Source organism: Nocardia sp. alder85J, assembly GCF_020176955.2.
In the GTDB taxonomy this organism is placed as follows: Bacteria; Actinomycetota; Actinomycetes; order Mycobacteriales; family Mycobacteriaceae; genus Nocardia.
Genome location: NZ_JAIUCZ020000007.1, coordinates 109,013 through 124,631, shown reverse-complemented (window position 1 = coordinate 124,631; position 15,619 = coordinate 109,013). Strand labels below are relative to the sequence as shown.

The window sequence follows — 15,619 nt, the reverse complement described above, 5'->3', positions numbered from 1 at the left end:
CACCCGGATCACCGGCCCGGCGCGTCGTCGCCGGGCACAGTGACGACCAGTTTGCCCCGGATGTGCGCGCCGGCCAGGTCGGCGTAGGCGCGCGGCGCGTCCGCCAGTGGATAGCGGCGGGCGACGGTGTCCGGCAGGATGCCCGCGACGGCCTGCTCCGCGAGCAGGTCCAGGTCGCCGGGCCCGGCGGTCCCGTACACGGTGTGCGCGCGTACGTCCGAGCGCACCGAATCTGCGGGGTCGGGACCGCCGTAGACGATATCGAGCAGCCGGCCGCCGGTCGCGACGACCGCGCCGATCTCCCGCAGGGCCGGTCCGGTGAGGGCGAGGTTGAGTACCGCGTCGACCCCGTCCGGGAACAAGCGCCGGGTCTCCGCGGCGGTGCCGACGGCCCGGTAGTCGATCACCTCCGCCGCCCCGAGCCCGCGCAGCAGGTCCTGATCGGCCGCGATCGCGGTGGCGACGACCCGGACGCCCGCGGCGGCCAGCAGCGGCACCACCGCGCACCCCACCCCGCCGGCCGCGCCGACGACGAGAGCCGTGTGCCCCGTACGGAATTCACCGGCCCGCAGCAGTGCCAGCGCGGTCAATCCGGCGATCGGCAAGGTGGCGGCGCGGTCGGCGGCCAGCCCCGGCGGCCGCACGGCCAGGGCCGGGGTATCCGCCTCGAACACGGCGTATTCCGCCATCGCGCCGGTGGTCAGCGACGCCGGTGTGGACAGCAGATCCGCCAGGGCCGCGGCGCCGCGCGGCAGCCCGGCCCCGAAGATCTCGTCGCCGGGCGCGAAAGAGGTGACATCCGAACCGATGTCGATCACCGTCCCGGCGAAGTCGGCTCCCGGGGTGTACGGGAACGACAGCGGCACCATCTCGCGCACACTGCCGTCCAGATTGCGCAGGTCCATCGGATTGAGCCCGGCAGCCCGGATCCTGACCAGGATCTGCCTCGGACCGGGTTGCGGCACAGCCGTTTCGGTGACTCTCAGCACCTCGGGTGTGCCGTATTCGTGTGCGACGACCGCTCGCATGATATGTCCTCCCGGATAAGTTGACCAGACGGTCATATTCGAACTCTAACGGCAACATGACCATGTGGTCAATATCTGTTAGCGTGGGACGATGTTGCGCGCCGACGCCGCCCGGAATCGAGAACTCGTGATGGCGGCCGCCGGTGCGGAGCTGGCCGAGCACGGCCCGGACGTCTCGGTCGCGCGGATCGCGCAGCGGGCGGGCGTCGCCAAGGGCACCGTCTTCAACCACTTCGCCAACAAGGACGAGCTGGTCGCGGCGGTTATCGCCGACCGCCTCGACGCCATGACGGCGCTGGGTGCGGACCTGCGGGAGCGCGCCGACCCGGAAACGGCGCTGGCGCAATTCCTCACCGCGGTGGCCGAATTGCAGATGGTCGACAAGTCGTACTGCGAGGTCACCGGTGCCGTGCGCGGCCATCCTGTGGTGCGCGCCGCCACCGAGCGGCTCACGGCGGTGATCGAGGCGCTGGCCGCCGGGGCGCGCGCGGCCGACGCCCTGCGCGCGGATGTCACCAGCGGCGACATCGTCCTGCTGCTCGGCGCGGCTGTCCAGATCGCCGCCCCCGTCGCCGGCACCCGCCCGGACCTGTGGCGCCGCTACCTGGCGCTGCTCCTCGACGGCCTGCGCCCCGTCGGCACCGGTCCGCTACCGGCCGCCCCACCACAACCGCACGATTTCACGCAACCGTAGGCACCGTCCGCTCGGAATTCGGGTACGGCCGGCCGGGATCAGCGGTACCGCACCGGATTCTCGCCGGAATCGACCAGCAATCGGCCGATGCGCAGCGATCGCCGATTGCGGATCATGAAGTTTCCCTCCATCATCGGCACGATCTTCCGTGCCGGAAGTTCGCTCACGTCCAGCGCGATGTAGTGCGAGAGCGAGACGGACAGTCCGAGGTAATTCTCCAACTCCACATCGGTGTGTGTGCCCGGCCGGATCGTCGTGAGGAACTGCCCGCGACGATCACCGGGCCCCCACGCCGGGCGCAGTCTGCCGCTGCCGAGAATGCCTTCGAGGCCCTCGCCGGAGGTGTAGTGGTACAGGATGCGTGCCGGTCTCTCCGATCCGGTGGCGGCCTTCGCCGCAGCGTATTCGTCTGCCACCGAACGCCTTTCGACGTCTTCGGCCGTACGGATCACCGGTGCGGCGGCCCGTTCCCCGGCCTCCAGCGCCGCCGCGGAATCCGTGGCTGCGTGCGCGATCCCGCCCAGCCACTCCGCGAACGCTCGCCCGACACGTCCGGCGGTGTTGCCGAGCCCGTCGGCCACCGCCTTCATCAGCTCGATCGGTGCTGTCATCCACACTCCCGGGCACTCGGCAGGCAAGCGCCACGAGTACTAGCCTACGGTCAGCGGCTCACCGGGGGCGAGCACGTGAACTCGGGTGCCGGGTGCGTGTTTCGCGACCGCCTGCCGGAATCGTTCCGGCGTGCCATCGTATTTCAGGAAGAAGCGGTCGCGCAGTGGGCCGGCGGTGAACGCGTAGTGAATCGGGACCGCGAGTGCGGGCCGCAGCACCGCGCAGAATTCCCCGGCCTCTTCGGCATTCATCACCACCTGACGATCGAAGGCCGGGCGGATGCGCAGGCCGTTGATCGGCAGCAGCGCCAGGTCGATCGCCGGGAAGCGCTCGGATATCTCGTCGAGTCCGGGAATGCGCAGGGTGTCGGCGCCGAAGAAGACCGTGCGGCCCGCGCCCTGGAGCACGAAGGTGATCTCCGGAACTCCGTGCTCGGCCGGGGCGGCGGTGATGGTGAGATCGCGCACCGAGATCTGTTCCCACGGTTCGATTTCGGTGACGGCGGTGAAGCCGGCCCGGCGCGCCTTCCCGGCCATGCCGCGTTTGACCAGGAACGGCACGTTCTTGTCCGGATATGCGGCGAAGGCATCGATGTCGTAGTGGTCGTAATGGTCGTGGCTGGCGACGACCGCCGCCAGCGGCGGCAGCGTGGCGGGGGTGTGGGCGAGGGGTTCGCCCCGCAGGTACCCGGGCTTCTCCGAGAACCACGGGTCGGTGAGAACGTACCGTCCGTCGAAGTTCAGCAGTGCGCAGGAATGGGTCACACGGGTCACGGTCGTGGTCGGCATCGGTGGACTCCCAGCGCTCGATCCCGGTGGCGGGATCAGATCGGCTATCTAAGATAATATCTGTAAGCTTACGAGTATTAGCTTATGATTGCGCTCGACGACTCGTCAAGCGGCGGAACCGCTTCGGGATATCGGCGGCGTCAGGAGGAGATGTGGACACCGGCACGGGCAGGCGGCCCAGGAACGCGCGGGGCGAGGGGGAACGGTTACGTGCCGATCTGGTCGAGGCGGCGGCCGGGCTGCTCGCCGACAGCGGCGACGCCCGGCTGCTCACGCTGGCGGCGGTCGCGCGTGCGGTCGGCGTCGCGACACCGTCGATCTACCGGCACTTCCCGGATCGGGGGCAGTTGGTGGCGGCGGTGGTTGCCGACCTGTTCGGGCGTCTGGATGCTGCCCTGGTCGAGGCGATGCGCGCGAGCGCCGATCCGGCCGGGCGGTTGCGTGCTTGCTGTGTGGCGTATTGCCACTTCGGGCTGGAGAATCCGGGCCACTATCGGGTGTTGTTCAACGCCGAACTGGCGCTGGATCCGGCCCGGCCGGGCGAGCGGCCGGGGGAGCGGGCGTTCGAGCGCCTGGTGGTGGCCATCGAGGCGGGGATGGCGGCCGGTGTTGTCGCACCGGGCGATCCGGAATTCACCGCCCTCACCCTCTGGGCGGCCCTGCACGGCATCGTGTCGTTGCGGATCAGTCGCCCGCACCGCCGCTGGCCCGCCCCGGAGGCGCTCGTCGACGCGGTCCTGCCCGGCCCGGCCGGACCGTCGTGATATCGACGGGAACCGCAGTGCGCGAACGAGTTTCGCGAGCTAGGCGCGGCCGTACCCGGCCATGATCGGCACCAGCTCGTCCGGTGCGGCGCCGTGCAGGATGATCCGGTCCGCGCCGTATCCGAACTCCTCCCGGATACGCGCCACGCACTGCGCCGGGCTGCCGGTCGCGGCGGCCGACAACCAGTGGTCCGGCAGCAGGGTGGCAATGTGTTCCAGCTGTTCGGTGTTCGCCTTGCCATCGATCGCGCCGGGCACCGAGAGCACCACCGGATCGCTGCGGAAGCGTTGCAGCACAGCCGGATCCCAGCCGTTGGTGCGCACCATCAGATCGCCGTAACCCTGGAGGTAGGTGGCCAGCCGGCCGACGGTCTTGCGCAGCCGCAACTCCTCGGGCAGATGGTCGCCGACGGTGGCCAGGCAGGACCAGACCCGGACCGCCCCGGGGTCGCGCCCGGCCTGCTCGGCCGCCTTCTTCACCGTCGCGACGCAGCGTTGCAGTGTTTCCGGTGGGAAGTACGTGTGCAGGACGATGTCGTCGAAGGCGCGGCCGCCGAGCGCCAGCGACTGTGGCCCGAACGCCACCAGCGCCAGCCGGATGTTCTCGTCGAAGTCGGGATCCAGGAACAGCACCGGATACTTGCCGATCGGCCCGTCGTGATTCAGGATCACCTCGCCGTGCCACAGCCGCCGCATCACCTGCGCCCAGTCCTCCAGTTGCGCGGTGGTGACGGCGGGAATGGCGTGGGCGGCGTGCAGTGCGGCGATGCCGCGCCCGATGCCGAGGGTGAATCGGCCGCCGGACAGGCGGTGCAGGGTGGTCGCCATGGACGCGGTGATCAGCGGATGGCGGGTGTTGTAGTTGGTGGCCGCGGTGGCGATGGTCATCCGCGTGGTCACCGCGCACGCGGCGCCGGACAGCGCCGAGGCCTCCTTGACGTTCCACCGCTCGGAGATGAACGCGGTGCCGAAGCCCAGTTCCTCACCGCGCCGGGCCTCGTGCATCAGGGTCGCGGGGCCCTCGCCACCGGCCCCGGCGAGCAGGTAGTAGCCGAGTTCGTCGAAGGTGCGTGTCACGGGCCAACTCCTTGCCGGCGGCGATGCCGAAATCCTGTGTCCGGCCGTCTCGGCCGCGCACCCACATAAGATAACAGGGTTATCTTCTTCGAATGGGGAGTTGCCGCCATCGACCCGCACACTGCCCGGCCTCGCCACCGGATGTGGCCGCGGACATGGTGCTGCGCAGTGATCTTGCCCGCCGGGGCCGATAGCGGTGGCGAGCACGGAACTTCCGGGGTGCGTCGCGCGATTTCCGGATTTCGGACTGTTCTGGTGGTTAAGATAACTCTGTTTTCCGTAGTCGTGGCCGGAGACCCGAGGCCCGGAGTGAGGAGCGCGCAGGAGTGCCGAAGCCGTTGCTGAGCGCAGAGGCGATCTTCGACGAAGCGCTGCGAGTGCTGGCGGAGGAGGGCGCCGCGGGCCTCACCATCCGTAATCTGGCGGCGCGGCTGCGGTGTTCGAACAAGACCCTCTACCAGCAGGTGGGCAGCTACGAGGTGCTGGTGCGCGGGGTCGTGGCCCGTGCCTTCGCGCGGCTGGAGCTCGGCTTCGCCGCCGACGCCGTGTGGGAGGTGGCCGTCGAGTCGTGGTGCACCGAACTGCGCGCGGCGCTGCTGGCCAACCCCGACCTGTGCACCCTGATGACGGTCGCCGATCGCGATGTCGTCGTCGACCACGTGCATCGGCTGATGTCCGTGCTGGAACGAGACGGTTTCAGCCACAGCCGGGCGGTGGAGGCCGGCGGCATCCTCGCCCACGTCACGCTCAGCATGACGTTGTCCGACGTCGCCGCGCCGGGTCTGTGGGACGACCCGCGCGTGTTCGCGACCACCGTCCGCTGGCTGGTCCACGGCATGGCCCTTTCCCGCGCCCAGGAATCGCTGCGCCACGACCGGCCGAAGCACCGCGAGCCGAGCAGCCGCGGCCTCGAAAAAGGAATGCATCATGAACCTATCGCCGAGGCGGGCCGCTGACGCCCTGCCCGCGCTGCCTGCTGACGCCCTGCCTGCGCTGCCCGCTGACGCCCTGCCCGCTGACGCCTCGCCCGCGCTGCCCGCCGACGCCCTGCCCGCGCTGCCCGCTGACGCGCCCGCGCTGCCCGCCGATCCCGCGCAGCTCACCGCCGAATGGCTCGGAGCCGTTCTGGGCGTGCAGGTCTCGTCGGTGCGGGTCGACGCGGTCGGCACCGGTCAGACCGGCGCCACCTACCGGATCACCCCCACCTATGCCGATCCGGCGCAGCACCCGCACACGTTGATCGCGAAACTGCCGTCGCAGCGGCAGGAGGTGCGCGATCGGGTCGCTGTCGGCTATCGGGCCGAGCACGCCTTCTACACCCGGGTCGCCGATACCGTCGCGGTGCCGCTGCCCCGGGTCCACCACTGCGACATCAGCGCCGACCACACCGAATTCGTGCTCCTGATGGCCGATCTGCGGCCCGCGGTGCAGGGCGACCAGATCCGTGGCTGTACCGAGGCCGAGGCCCGGGTGGCGGTGCGGGCGCTGGCCGGGCTGCACGGCCCGCGCTGGTGTGATCCGGCCTGGCTGACCTTCGAGGGCCCGGCCATGCCGCGGCCCGATGCCGACTTCGCACGCGGTATGGGCGATCTCGCCCGCCACGCCCTGGGCGTCACCCTGGGCAGCAGCCTCGGCGACCGGCTCGGTGCCGAGGACCGCGCCACCCTGACCGAGGCGGCCGATCTGACGGCGGGCTGGCTGGGCATCCACCCGGACCGGTTCTGCCTGTTGCACGGCGACTATCGCCTGGACAACCTGATGTTCGATCCGGCGACGGGCACGGTGACCGTCGTCGACTGGCAGACGATCAGCGTCGGACTACCCGCCCGGGACCTCGCCTACTTCCTCGGCACCAGCCTGGACCCGGCCGTGCGGGAGCGGATCGAGGCCGAATTCGTCGAGGTTTACCACCGGGAGCTGCTCGGTCACGGGGTGAGCGGCTACTCGGCGTCGGAATGCTGGACCGACTATCGGATCGGCATGCTCCAGATCCCGATGCTGACCACCCTCGGCTACGCCTTCGCCACCGAGACCGACCGCGGCGACGAGATGTTCCTGGCGATGCTGGCCCGCGGCTGCGCCGCCATCCGGCACCTCGGCACCCTCGAACTCGTGCGCAGCCTGGCCTGATCGGGCCCGATCCGGGCGGACCTCGGTACCGTGGGAGCGTGCCCGATACCGCTGCTGCCACCCCGGACGCCAGTGTGCTGGTCGTCGACGACGACGCGAGCATTCGCGACCTGCTGTGTGCGGCATTGCGGCTCAACGGTTTCCACACCTACGGCGCCGACAGCGGGCAGGCCGCGCTGACCGGCTACGCGACGCATCGCCCGGACATCGTGGTGCTCGACGTGGGCCTGCCCGATATCGACGGCTTCGCCGTGGCGCGGCGGCTGCGTGAGGCGGGCAATCAGGTGCCGGTGCTGTTCCTCACCGCGCGGGGCACGGTGGCCGACCGGATCGAGGGCCTGGCCGCCGGGGGCGACGACTATGTCGGCAAGCCGTTCAGCCTGGAGGAGGTGGTGCTGCGGCTGCGCGCGATCCTGCGCCGCACCAGCGGTCCCGCCGACGAGAATCTGCTGCGGTACGCCGATCTGATGATGGATGTCTCCGCGCATCGGGTGGTCCGGGCGGGCGCCGACATCCTGCTGTCGGCGACGGAGTTCAACCTGCTGCACTACCTGATGGTCAACGCCGAGGTGGTGGTCAGCAAGGACAAGATCATCGACCGGGTGTGGCATGCCGACGCCGGCCGGGAGAGCCGGGTGGTGGAGTCGTTCATCAGCCAGCTGCGGCGCAAGGTGGACGCGGTGGATCCGCCGCTGATCCACACCATTCGCGGCGTCGGCTACGTGTTGCGGCGGTCCTGAGACCGCCGCGACCGCAGGCCGCGCCGGGGCGGATCAGCGCGGGGTGTCGGCGGGTGCCGGCTGCACCGTCACCTCGGGGGTCGCAGTGGTGGCGTACTTGCTGGTGCCGTCGGCGGAGTCCAGCGTGTTGATCAGGTCGAGTCCCGAGGCGATCAGCGTCGGCCCACCGGTGGCGACGGTGCCGACCACCCCGCCGATGCCGGCGCCGGTGGCCAGTCCGGTGACGCAGCCCGCGGCGATGGTGACCACACAGCCGATGGTCGCGCCGACCGCGGTGCCGACGAAACTGCCGATGCCGGTGGCCAGGCCGAACTTGGTGCTGAAATCGGCCATCGCCTTCTGGTTCTCCGAATCGGAGGCGATCACCCTCGCGGTCGGCACGGTGGCTGCCGCACTGACCGCCACCGGACGCGACACGTCCAGTCCGGTGGGCCGCTGCGGGGTCAGCTCCAGCACGGTGGCGTCGTCGCGCACGACCGCCGCCACCGGGATGGTGATCCCGGCGAGGCGGAAGTTCAGCGGCAGCGTGGCCACGGTCCGGCCGGTCTCGTCGCGCACATCGGCGACATCGATCACGTCGGCGATGTCGGCGGGCTTGCCGTCGGCCTCGAAGACCGCTCCGTCGTGCTGGGTCAGCCGGGTGTCCAGCCCCGCCGACAGGTCCCGCTCGTGCGCCTTGGACAGCGTGAAGGTGCCGCCCTTCAGGGTGGTCACGACGGTGCGGTCGACCAGTTTGGCCGAGTAGCGAATGTTCTGCTGCGGCTGCGCGTCCGGCTCGGCGTGTGCGGCGCCCGCACCGGCGGTGAGCGCGCCGAGCGCGAGCAGGCCGGCGGTCACGGCGCTGGTGAGCTGGGCGGTGGTACGGCGGTCGCCGGCTCCGAAAACGGGCACGGGGTGGACCTTTCCCTCGGCGACGGGCACAGGTACCGTCGAAATGCTTGTGTTACAAGGATTTTCCCTGCAAGAACCGGAACGGCCCGGTTCGCGTGGACAGTGTCCCGGATCTGTATCGGGGGAAGCTACGCCGGAGCTGTGAAACACATAATCATCGCTGCTCGGAGCCCTGTCGATCCGTCACCGGATCCGCCGCCCCGGATCCGGGGTGAGCGCCCGCGCGGCGCACCACTGGGTGGCCGCCACCCGTCCCCGGTCGTTCCCGGTGGCGATCACGAATTCGACCAGGCCGAGCCAGCTCCCGTCGCTGCACCGCGCCCAGGCCAGCAGCCGGCCCGGCACGGTCCGGGTCAGATCCAGCCCACCGGCCTTGACCCGCATCGGCAGCGTGTCCCGCCCGAACCGGCCGCCGGGGGAGTGCGGGATCGCGAGCGAGAGCTCCACCAGCACCGGCTCCGGCGGCTCGACAACCCGCCGCATCGACGGGCTGAAGATATCGGCCCAACAGTCGAACATATGTGCGAACTATAGTTGACGTGTCCTGGAATGGAAGCGTCCGGTAGGTGCCGGTTACCGGTCGCGTCGGCGGTGGGCGGCGCTCGCTCAGGGGGCGAGGTAGGCGACCAGGGAGCCGATCAGGCCGTCCAGGGCGTCGTCGAGATTGCCGTAGGTGCCGAGGGCGCGTTCGGAGACGATGCCGCGCATGGCCGCGGGGATCAGCGCGGCCACCTGGCGGATCTTCGTCGCGTCCACGCCCAGATCCGCGAAGGCTCGCTCACATGCCTTGTCCCAGTTGGGTTTCCATGAGGCCAGTTCGGCGGCGGTGAGCGGGAAGTCGCGTTCCAGTTCGGCCTGGTCGCGCGGCAGTGCGGCGCGCAGGGTCTCGATGGCCAGCGATTCCGGGGTGCGCAGGCCGACGGCCATCACCCGGATCAGCGTGTCGACGCGTTCGCGCAGGGTGCCGTCGGGTTTCAGCCCGGCGGGCAGATCGCCGCGCTTGTCGGCGGTGTGCCGCAGCACCGCCGCCCACAGGCCGTCGATATCGCCGAACTGGTACTTGACCACTCCCCAGGTGGCGCCGATGTCGCGGGCGATCCGATTGCCGGACACGGCCGCGGGATCGCCGGTGGCCAGCGAGGTGATCGCCGCCTCCAGCATGCTCTCCCGGGTCGCGAGGCCACGCCTGTTCGCGCGCCGGCCGCCGATCGCCACATCTGTCACGAGGGTCGAGTGTACCGGCCCTGAGCAGGGGGTTCAATTATCACACAACCCTCTTGCATTCTTTCAAAGAGGGTTCTATGCTCAGTGGCGCCGAGTGGTCCGGGTCACAGCGCCCGGCTGGGGGTCGCCGGGCGGGCCCCTCGGGATCGGGAGGATCGAGATGGCGAGAACACCACTGTCGATGGAGCCCACGGGCTGGTTCCAGGTGGCGTGGTGCACGGAGATCGAGGTCGGTGCCGTGCACCGGATGAAGTACTTCGGCCGCGACATGGTGGCCTGGCGCTCGGCGTCCGGGCAGGTCACGGTGTTCGACGCCTACTGTGAGCACCTCGGCGCGCACCTCGGGTACGGCGGGCGGGTCGAGGGCGAGAACCTGGTGTGCCCGTTCCACGGCTGGGAGTGGAATCGCGAGGGCCACAACGTCTGCGTCCCGTACGAGAACCATCCCAACCGGGGTCGCCGCATCCGCAGCCATCCGGTCGTCGAGCGCAACGAGGCGGTCTGGATCTGGTACGACATCGACGGCCGCCCACCGCATTTCGAGATCCCGGACATCTTCACCGCGTTCGGCGACGACAAGACCGCGGCCGACTACTATCCGCCGGTGCCCGGCGCCACGCTGTTCCGGCCGGGCCTGGAACTGCATCCGCAGTACATCATGGAGAACGGCGTCGATTTCGCGCATTTCAAGTTCGTGCACAAGACGCCGTTCACCCCGGAATTCACCCGGCACGACTTCTCCGGCCCGGTGTCCTTCGTCGATTTCACCATCGCCTTCGATCCGGGTGTCGCCGAGGACGAGGTGGCCAGCGGCGTCGAATCGATCAACGCCGGACTCGGCTGCTCGATCACCAAGAGCTGGGGCATGGTCGACAACCGCACGATGCCGGCCGTCACACCGGTCGACGAATCCACCTCCGACGTCCGCTTCACGGTGTGGATCGGCCGCCGCCCCGGCGACACCGCCGGGGAGCTCAACCGCTACGGAAAGACGATGGCGGACTTCGTCATCGAGCAGTTCGCCGCCGACGTCGAGATCTGGGCGCACCAGCGGTACTCGGATCCACCGGGCCTGTCGCGCAAGGAATATCAGGGCTTCACCGCGTTGCGCCGCTGGGCGGCACAGTTCTATCCCGAGACGGTGAACAGAAAGGCGTCAGCACGATGAGCAACTCCGGGAAGATCCGGGTATTCCAGGTCGCCACCGGCAATCTCGGCACCGAGATGATCGGCCGCATCCGCGACCATCCGGATCTCGAACTCGTCGGATTGCACTGCTACACACCGGACAAGATCGGCCGCGACGCCGGCGAGATCGTCGGTATCGGTCCCGTCGGCGTCACCGCCACCGGTTCGGTCGAGGAGATCATCGCGGCCCGGCCCGATGTGCTCACCTTCCACGGCGTGTTCCCCGACGAGGATCTCTACGAGAAGGTGCTCGAGGCGGGCATCGACGTGGTGACCACCGCCGATTGGATCACCGGATTCCACCGCGACCGCAATCACGCGCATCCCTCCGGCCGCAAGGTCAGCGCGGTCATCGCGGCCGCCTGTGAGCGCGGGAAGTCCACCTTCTACGGCACCGGCATGAATCCCGGCCTGTGCCAGATCCTCGGCATCGTGCACACCGCCGACGTCGCCGAGATCGAGAACATCGTCGTCACCGAATCCGTCGACGTGTCCTGTCACCATTCCGTGGACACCTGGAAGGCCGTCGGCTACGGCCGCCCGGTCGACGATCCGACCATTCCGGATTCGCTCTACAAGTACACCGCGGTCTTCGCCGACTCCGTCTATCTGATGGCCGACGCCTTCGATCTCGAACTCGACGAGGTCGCCTTCCGCTACGAACTCGGCGTCTGCACCAAGGACGTCGATCTCGGCTGGTATCTCATGCCCAAGGGCTCACTGGGCGCCAGCTACATCAAATATCAGGGCATGGTCGACGGCGTGCCGCGCATCGAAACCCATCTGGAATGGCAGATGACCCCGCACACCGATCCGGCCTGGCAGATCAAGGGCTGCTACATCACCCAGGTGACCGGCGACCCGAACATCTACAGCAAGCACATGATCTTCCCGCGCAAGGGTTTCGACCTGTCGAATCCCGAGAATTTCGCGTCGATCGGCATGACCGTCACCGGCCTGCCCGCCCTGAACTCGATAAAGTCCGTGGTCGCCGCCCGGCCCGGCATCATCACCAGCGCCGACCTGCCCCTGCGCGCCTATGCCGGCCGCTTCAAGATCTGAGTCGCGCATGGATATTCAGCGAATCGGCGACACCCTGGAAATCCAGGCCCTGCTGAGCGCCTACGCGCGCGCGGTCGACACCCGCGACTGGGCGCTCTATCGCTCGCTGTTCACCGCGGACGCCGTCCTCGACTACACCTCGGCCCCGTTCGGCAGGAGCGGTCCCCGGGACGAGATCGTGGAGTGGTTGCGCGAGTCGATGGCGGTCCTGCCGATGACCCAGCATCTCGTCACCAATATCGAGGCGGATATCGACGGCGACACCGCGGCGGTACGGGCGCTGTTCTACAACCCCATGCGGTTCCCGGGTTTCGCGGAGCCGAGTTTCTGCGGCGGCACCTATCACCATTCGATGATCCGCACCGCCGACGGCTGGCGTAGCCGCGGTCTGCGCGAGGAGAACGCGTGGTTCACCAACAACCCGCTGACCGCCGGACAGTGATCCCGGACCGCCCGCGTTGACTCCACCGCACCGGTCCGGCGAAAATGACGGGATGTCCTCGTCACCGGCCGACCACCAGGCCGTCCGGCGCAAAACCGGACGGCCTCGCTCGACCCGCGCGCCCGAAGCCATTCACGCGGCGGCGGTCCGCCTGTTCTCCGAGCACGGTTTCAGCGGCACGTCGGTCCGCGATATCGCGGCGGCGGCGGGAGTCGACCCGGCCTTGGTCATCCGGCATTTCGGTTCGAAGGAAGCGCTGTTCCTGGCGGCGGTCGCGGTGGACCGCAGTGTGCGCGACATCGTCGACGGCCCGCTGGAAACCCTGGGCCGTGCGATCCTGAAGCGGCTGGTCGAAGACGTTCCGGACGACACCCGGAAGCTGTATCGCGCGCTGTTCGGCGCACTGGACCGGCCCGAGGTCCGGGCCTATCTGGAGACGTCGACGGCCAGACAGGTCACCGCACCCTTGATCGAACGGCTGCCGGGCCCCGACGCGGCCGTCCGCGCCGAGTTGATCACCGTCCAGATCGCGGGCCTGCTGATGAACGGCCGGATCCTCGGCAGCGGCGCCGGCCGGCGCCCCGACCCGCACGTCCTCGACATCTACGCCCGTGCCATCCAGGCGCTCATCGACACACCGGAAACATGATATCGGTCACTCCGAGTCGAGCGTTCTACCCGTGTTCATCTTCACCGCGGCACTGACATTGGCCTTCGGATCCTCGGTCCGTCCGGCCTCGGCGGCCTGCTGCCGCTTGGCCAGGACCCGCTCCACCACCCCGTTCAGCACCGACCCGAGCGGGAAACCGAGATAGTGGGTGAGGAAGATGGCCATCTCCCGCAACTCTTCCGCGGTCAATTCCTCGTTCTGCAACGCGGCATTGATCTGGATCTCGGCCGCATCCGGCAGATTCAGCGCCGTGACCACCGTCAGCGTCATCATCCGGCGATCCCGCCGCGACAATCCGGGCCGATTCCAGATGGTCCCGAAGAGGTGATCCACGGTCAGCGCGAAGTACTCGCCGGGCATGTCCGGCATCTCCCACGAGTACACCTGGTTCATCGTCTCCAGGCCCTTACGCCGCAATTCGTCCACGATATTCTCCGTTCCGATTCGGGGACAAGGATTTTCGTGACCCGCGTCAGGCGGGCCGGGACGGCATCTCGCCGCTGTACACCGCGCGCATGTGCGGCCGCGCCGCGTCGACGATCGGTACCTCGATCCCGGCGCTCGCGGCGAATTCCTGCACCGCGGCGAGATCCTTCTGCGCCAGCAGATCAGCCGAGGCGACCCGTTCCTCGGGCACGGTGATTCCCGCGGCGTGCACCTGCAACAGCGTCAACGGCGCCGCGCCCCCGTCGGTATCGCTGACCACCTCCAGCAGCCGCGACAGCGAGATACCGCCGGCGGTGGCGATGAGCGCCGATTCCCGCACCGCCGCCCACACCGAATAGGTCAGCGCGTTGCGCGCCAGCTTCATCGTCATTCCGGTGCCGAGTTCACCGCAGTACACGACCCGCTTGGCGAAGTCGTCCAGTACCGGCCGGGCCCGGTCGACGGTCTCGGCCGGCCCGCCCACCAGCACGGTCAGCCCGTTCTGCGCCGCCGCGGTGCCGCCGGTCACCCCGGCGTCGAGGAAGTCCACTCCGGCCGCCGCGCATACGGCGGCCAGCTCGCGCACCTCCTCGATGGCCACGGTCGACAGCAGTGCGACCACCAGCCCCGGATGCGCCGCCGCCAGCAGCCCGTCCGCCCCGGTCAGCACGGCCCGCGCCTGATCCGCGTCGAGCACCGCGACCAGGACCACATCACTGTCGCGCGCCACCTCGGCGAGCGTCGGCACCTGTGCCGGTACTCCCTCGAGCGAATCCGAGATCCCCGGCCGCACGTCGTACACGGTGGGAATCCGCCCGCGCCGCGCCAGGCTCACCGCCACGCCGCCGCCGATCATCCCGAGCCCGACCACGCCCGCGCGCAGTGCGGTCTCCGATGCCGTTGTCCCAGTTGTCATGTCGAGTGCTTCCTGTCCGGTCCACGCGGGACGGCTGTGATCACGCCCACATCATCCTGAGGTCCGGCGGGCCATTCTGTCAACGGCGTTGATGAAACTAGCTCCGGTCGAGCCCGAGATCCCGCCGGAACCGTGCCATATCGCGGAGCTTGTCGGCGAGACTCGCCTCGGGCCCGGAGTAGAACATCCACGGCATGGTCAGGACGTGCGTGACCCCGCCCTGTTCCGCGCGCGCGTAATCCGCCGGGGTGATCGCATCGGACAACGGCATCAGTACGGTGAACCCGTCCATGGATTTCCCTGCGGCCGAACGCAATTCACGCAGCCGGGCGGCCGCCGCGATCGCCTCGCCGGTCCCGAGCAGATCCCCGACCCACCCGTCGTACCGTGCGGCCCGCCGCAACGCCGCATCGCTGAGCCCGCCGACGAGGATCGGAACGGGCGGCGGCGAAGGCGTCATCTCCAGTTTCGGCGTGCGGTAGAATTCGCCCTCGAACTCCGTCCACCCCGGCTCCCACAACCGCCGCATCAATTCGATCATCTCCTCCGACCGCTTCCCCCGTTTCGCGAAATCGGCTCCCAGCAGATCGAATTCGTCCTTGCACCACCCCACCCCGACCCCCAGCTCGACCCGGCCGCCGGACAGCAGTGCCGCAGTCCCGATCGCCTTCGCCGCCGAATACGGATCCCGCAGTGCCGCAACATAAACCGTGGTCACGAACCGCAGCCGCGTGGTCACCTGCGCGAGTGCGCCGATGAGCACCCACGGATCCGGCCAGTCGGAGAACGGCTCCCAGCGTGGCCGCCCCGACCGCGTATACGGATACGGCGTGGTCAATTGCTCGAAGTTGACCACATGATCGGGCACCCCGAGTCCGTCGTACCCCAGATCGTCCGCCGCCCTGGCGATCTCGACGGTCTCCCGGGTGTCCAGAAATCCGGTGCTGATGTAGTATTTCACCCGCGT

Annotated in this window: 19 protein-coding genes; 9 read left to right on the top strand and 10 right to left on the bottom strand. The window is 69.1% G+C overall.

Going from position 1 to position 15,619, the window contains the following annotated elements:
* Positions 1 to 8: 8 nt before the first annotated feature.
* Positions 9 to 1,028 (bottom strand): NADP-dependent oxidoreductase, encoded by a 1,020-nt coding sequence (locus tag LBW94_RS26375; RefSeq protein ID WP_225054622.1) that lies wholly within the window; start codon positions 1,026 to 1,028, stop codon positions 9 to 11.
* 91 nt (positions 1,029 to 1,119) lie between these two features.
* Between LBW94_RS26375 and LBW94_RS26370 the strand changes: the two genes are divergently transcribed.
* Positions 1,120 to 1,722 carry a TetR/AcrR family transcriptional regulator gene (locus LBW94_RS26370; RefSeq protein WP_225054620.1) on the top strand — a complete coding sequence of 201 codons (603 nt, stop codon included), beginning with the start codon at positions 1,120 to 1,122 and terminating at the stop codon, positions 1,720 to 1,722.
* Between the two features lie 38 nt (positions 1,723 to 1,760).
* On the opposite strand, the gene LBW94_RS26365 is transcribed toward LBW94_RS26370, so the two are convergent.
* Both LBW94_RS26365 and LBW94_RS26360 read right to left on the bottom strand, forming a co-directional pair.
* Positions 1,761 to 2,333 carry an HYD1 signature containing ADP-ribosyltransferase family protein gene (locus LBW94_RS26365; RefSeq protein WP_225054618.1) on the bottom strand — a complete coding sequence of 191 codons (573 nt, stop codon included), beginning with the start codon at positions 2,331 to 2,333 and terminating at the stop codon, positions 1,761 to 1,763.
* Between the two features lie 39 nt (positions 2,334 to 2,372).
* Positions 2,373 to 3,122, bottom strand: coding sequence for an MBL fold metallo-hydrolase (locus LBW94_RS26360; protein ID WP_225054616.1), 750 nt, complete (start codon positions 3,120 to 3,122; stop codon positions 2,373 to 2,375).
* A gap of 152 nt (positions 3,123 to 3,274) precedes the next feature.
* Here LBW94_RS26360 and LBW94_RS26355 point away from each other — a divergent pair, with 152 nt between their 5' ends.
* A complete protein-coding gene (locus LBW94_RS26355) occupies positions 3,275 to 3,886 on the top strand; it encodes a TetR/AcrR family transcriptional regulator (protein WP_225054614.1) in 612 nt (203 codons plus the stop codon).
* A gap of 39 nt (positions 3,887 to 3,925) precedes the next feature.
* Here LBW94_RS26355 and LBW94_RS26350 read toward each other — a convergent pair whose 3' ends face one another.
* Positions 3,926 to 4,963 (bottom strand): TIGR03857 family LLM class F420-dependent oxidoreductase, encoded by a 1,038-nt coding sequence (locus LBW94_RS26350; RefSeq protein ID WP_225054612.1) that lies wholly within the window; start codon positions 4,961 to 4,963, stop codon positions 3,926 to 3,928.
* Between the two features lie 326 nt (positions 4,964 to 5,289).
* On the opposite strand from LBW94_RS26350, the gene LBW94_RS26345 reads away from it, so the two are divergent.
* Genes LBW94_RS26345 through LBW94_RS26335 form a run of 3 tightly spaced genes read left to right on the top strand, consistent with a single transcriptional unit; the run spans position 5,290 to position 7,833 of the window.
* Positions 5,290 to 5,919 carry a TetR/AcrR family transcriptional regulator gene (locus tag LBW94_RS26345; RefSeq protein WP_225054610.1) on the top strand — a complete coding sequence of 210 codons (630 nt, stop codon included), beginning with the start codon at positions 5,290 to 5,292 and terminating at the stop codon, positions 5,917 to 5,919.
* Positions 5,891 to 7,093: a phosphotransferase family protein gene (locus tag LBW94_RS26340; RefSeq protein WP_225054609.1), complete on the top strand. Its 1,203-nt coding sequence runs from the start codon at positions 5,891 to 5,893 to the stop codon at positions 7,091 to 7,093. The genes LBW94_RS26345 and LBW94_RS26340 overlap by 29 nt, the downstream gene beginning before the upstream one ends.
* A 38-nt stretch (positions 7,094 to 7,131) precedes the next feature.
* A complete protein-coding gene (locus tag LBW94_RS26335; RefSeq protein ID WP_225054607.1) occupies positions 7,132 to 7,833 on the top strand; it encodes a response regulator transcription factor in 702 nt (233 codons plus the stop codon).
* Positions 7,834 to 7,866: 33 nt separating this feature from the next.
* On the opposite strand, the gene LBW94_RS26330 is transcribed toward LBW94_RS26335, so the two are convergent.
* From LBW94_RS26330 to LBW94_RS26320, 3 genes are all read right to left on the bottom strand, one after another.
* Positions 7,867 to 8,724: a hypothetical protein gene (locus tag LBW94_RS26330; protein ID WP_225054605.1), complete on the bottom strand. Its 858-nt coding sequence runs from the start codon at positions 8,722 to 8,724 to the stop codon at positions 7,867 to 7,869.
* A gap of 183 nt (positions 8,725 to 8,907) precedes the next feature.
* Positions 8,908 to 9,243: a hypothetical protein gene (locus tag LBW94_RS26325; RefSeq protein WP_225054603.1), complete on the bottom strand. Its 336-nt coding sequence runs from the start codon at positions 9,241 to 9,243 to the stop codon at positions 8,908 to 8,910.
* A gap of 87 nt (positions 9,244 to 9,330) precedes the next feature.
* The gene (locus LBW94_RS26320) at positions 9,331 to 9,939 is read right to left on the bottom strand and encodes a TetR/AcrR family transcriptional regulator (RefSeq protein WP_225055078.1); all 609 of its coding nucleotides are present in this window, start codon (positions 9,937 to 9,939) and stop codon (positions 9,331 to 9,333) included.
* A 169-nt stretch (positions 9,940 to 10,108) separates the two neighbouring features.
* Between LBW94_RS26320 and LBW94_RS26315 the strand changes: the two genes are divergently transcribed.
* The 4 genes from LBW94_RS26315 to LBW94_RS44250 are packed head-to-tail and all read left to right on the top strand — an operon-like array spanning position 10,109 to position 13,289.
* On the top strand, positions 10,109 to 11,116 hold the full coding sequence (locus LBW94_RS26315; protein WP_225054602.1) for a Rieske 2Fe-2S domain-containing protein: 1,008 nt from the start codon (positions 10,109 to 10,111) through the stop codon (positions 11,114 to 11,116).
* Positions 11,113 to 12,198: a dihydrodipicolinate reductase gene (locus LBW94_RS26310; protein ID WP_225054600.1), complete on the top strand. Its 1,086-nt coding sequence runs from the start codon at positions 11,113 to 11,115 to the stop codon at positions 12,196 to 12,198. The genes LBW94_RS26315 and LBW94_RS26310 overlap by 4 nt, the downstream gene beginning before the upstream one ends.
* Positions 12,199 to 12,205: 7 nt before the next feature.
* A complete protein-coding gene (locus LBW94_RS26305; protein WP_225054598.1) occupies positions 12,206 to 12,640 on the top strand; it encodes a nuclear transport factor 2 family protein in 435 nt (144 codons plus the stop codon).
* A 52-nt stretch (positions 12,641 to 12,692) separates the two neighbouring features.
* On the top strand, positions 12,693 to 13,289 hold the full coding sequence (locus tag LBW94_RS44250) for a TetR/AcrR family transcriptional regulator (protein ID WP_323137933.1): 597 nt from the start codon (positions 12,693 to 12,695) through the stop codon (positions 13,287 to 13,289).
* 6 nt (positions 13,290 to 13,295) lie between these two features.
* Here LBW94_RS44250 and LBW94_RS26290 read toward each other — a convergent pair whose 3' ends face one another.
* From LBW94_RS26290 to LBW94_RS26280, 3 genes are all read right to left on the bottom strand, one after another.
* Positions 13,296 to 13,736 (bottom strand): carboxymuconolactone decarboxylase family protein, encoded by a 441-nt coding sequence (locus LBW94_RS26290; protein WP_225054596.1) that lies wholly within the window; start codon positions 13,734 to 13,736, stop codon positions 13,296 to 13,298.
* A 46-nt stretch (positions 13,737 to 13,782) separates the two neighbouring features.
* Complete coding sequence (locus LBW94_RS26285; protein WP_225054594.1) at positions 13,783 to 14,652, bottom strand: NAD(P)-dependent oxidoreductase; 870 nt, start codon at positions 14,650 to 14,652, stop codon at positions 13,783 to 13,785.
* A gap of 97 nt (positions 14,653 to 14,749) precedes the next feature.
* Entirely contained in the window at positions 14,750 to 15,613 is an 864-nt protein-coding gene (locus LBW94_RS26280; protein WP_225054592.1) for a TIGR03619 family F420-dependent LLM class oxidoreductase, read from the bottom strand.
* Positions 15,614 to 15,619 lie beyond the last annotated feature (6 nt).